Raw genomic sequence first — 2177 nt, 5'->3', positions numbered from 1 at the left:
AGTCCTGTGCGTCTACCAGTTTCGCCACCAGGGCACTTCGCAATCGAGACTGCTCGTATAATATACAATGAATTCAAAGGTTTTGCAACCCCTTTTTTAAAATTATTTTTTATGTTTATAAAATATGCACTATATATCAATGTTTTTTTATATATCTTTTTTAGTAAATCTTAATAGAATCTTCAGATTCATAGATATATTCTGAGTAATCACCTTCAAATACAGCTAAATGTTCAAAAAAATGACTCACTAAATTGATATTTTTCATTTCTTCTTTGGTAAACCACTCCACTTCACCTTCATTACTACTTCTTAAATCACCAGTAAATTTAGTTGCAGAAAATAAAAATACTATATATCTTCCACTTTCTGCCCAGAATTGTTTCACGCCTACTAAACGGGGATTCTTCATAGTTAAACCTGTTTCTTCTTTTACTTCTCTTATTGCAGATTGTACAATTGATTCTCCAGGTTCTATATGTCCTCCAGGAAATGTATATCCCTGCCAATCTTTTTTAACTCTATTCTGCAGTAAATACTTATCTCCATCTTTTATCATACAGAGATTAGTTAATTCAACCATTTCAGTTCTCATGGCACTTTCTCCTCATATATCGCTTCTCTAAGCTTTATAAACCATTATACATAAACAGTTATCATATATATACAAAACTGCCTCAAAACGTTTATTTATGCATATTACAAAAGAGATGCAGTGAATTCTTATCCCTATGTGTAAAAACCAGCTATATTGCACACGCTGTTCTTATATCAGCTGCATATTGAGACATTCTCGTTAGATATAATGTATCACGAGGAACAGATTCAATATATGCAAGATAAAAAGGAACGTACATTTTCGTACGTCCTTATGTCAAAACAGGTTTATGAATTCATTATATCCTACAACACTTCTTTTACTTTAATTTTTGATACAAACCAATGAAAAATAATACAGAATAACAACGCAAAGACTACACCAAATACATTTTGGATTATTCTTAAGCTTACTGCTCCCTTTAATCCATATAGTTGTGTTGCTATAGCTAAAGCACCAAATGTATTGAAAACAGCCTGCCAGCTATATTGTGTAGAAAAACCTACTCCAATTCCCCCAATCACACCGATAAATGCATAGATTGGTGAAGGAAGCAGGAAATATAATACTGTAAAGCATATCACTCCTGCAATATTTCCAATAATTCTCTTACGTACTCTATATTGCATGTCGTCCATAAGTGGTAAGATCACAGACATTGCGGCAATACCAGCCCACATAGCACGTGGCATATCGCAAAGTTCAGCTATACATATTACAACTGGCACACAGATAATCTGACATAGCTGCCATTTTGTTCTTGTGGAAGATAGATCAAATTCCTGTAATATATGTTTTACATGCTTATCGTATGTTCTATGCTTATGGTTTCGATAGAATACGATACAGGTAAGAACTGCACCTACAGCCATTCCAGCAATTCTCATCAAATAGCTCTTTCCAGATACGTCATACCCATATAATAATAAATATCCTAGCACAAGTGTAGATTGATTGAACATAGATGGATTATGACATCCTAGAAATACTAATATAGCTAATGCAACGATATTTACCAACATTCCTGTGACTGGAGGAAGTTTATTAGCAAGGTGTGAACACACAGTCATATTAATGAAAAATAACGCCAGAAGCACTGTAGATTGTCCTGTATGTATTTCAAAGTGTGCCTGTCTAAATACCATAATACATAAGAGAACAACCACTCCAGCAATACTATTCTCACTTCCAAATAAAATACTAAATAATGTTACAAAGAGAAAGCAGAATGCCACTGTGATTGCAATTTTAAAAAGATATACCGCTATGTGATATAATTTTTCTTTTGTTGTTTTGCTTTGTCTGATGAGTTCTTTAGAACCAGACTGATTCAATTGTAATTCCTGGTAAAATCTCATATGATACCTCCTTGATTAAAATACAAAAAAACTCAGGATCTCTCCCGAGTAACATTTAATGGCGCAGGTTGAGGGATTCGAACCCCCGCAGGACGTTAATCCTCTGTCGGTTTTCAAGACCGATCCCTTCAGCCGGACTTGGGTAAACCTGCATCATAAATAAAATGGTGGTTCCGGCCGGAATCGAACCAGCGACACGAGGATTTTCAGTCCTCTGCTCT

Annotated in this window: 2 protein-coding genes and 1 tRNA gene; all 3 read right to left on the bottom strand. The window is 34.7% G+C overall.

Features of this window, described 5'->3' with window-relative positions:
• Positions 1-160: 160 nt before the first annotated feature.
• The gene (locus tag QVO42_RS08185) at positions 161-595 is read right to left on the bottom strand and encodes an 8-oxo-dGTP diphosphatase (RefSeq protein WP_022425638.1); all 435 of its coding nucleotides are present in this window, start codon (positions 593-595) and stop codon (positions 161-163) included.
• A 308-nt stretch (positions 596-903) separates the two neighbouring features.
• Positions 904-1956, bottom strand: coding sequence for an FUSC family protein (locus QVO42_RS08180; RefSeq protein WP_022425636.1), 1053 nt, complete (start codon positions 1954-1956; stop codon positions 904-906).
• 59 nt (positions 1957-2015) lie between these two features.
• Positions 2016-2108 (bottom strand) — tRNA-Ser (locus QVO42_RS08175).
• Between the last annotated feature and the right edge of the window lie 69 nt (positions 2109-2177).

Source organism: Catenibacterium sp. CAG:290 (genome assembly GCF_000437715.1).
In the GTDB taxonomy this organism is placed as follows: Bacteria; Bacillota_I; Bacilli_A; order Erysipelotrichales; family Coprobacillaceae; genus Catenibacterium; species Catenibacterium mitsuoka_A.
This window is presented reverse-complemented; position numbering and strand designations above follow the sequence as displayed.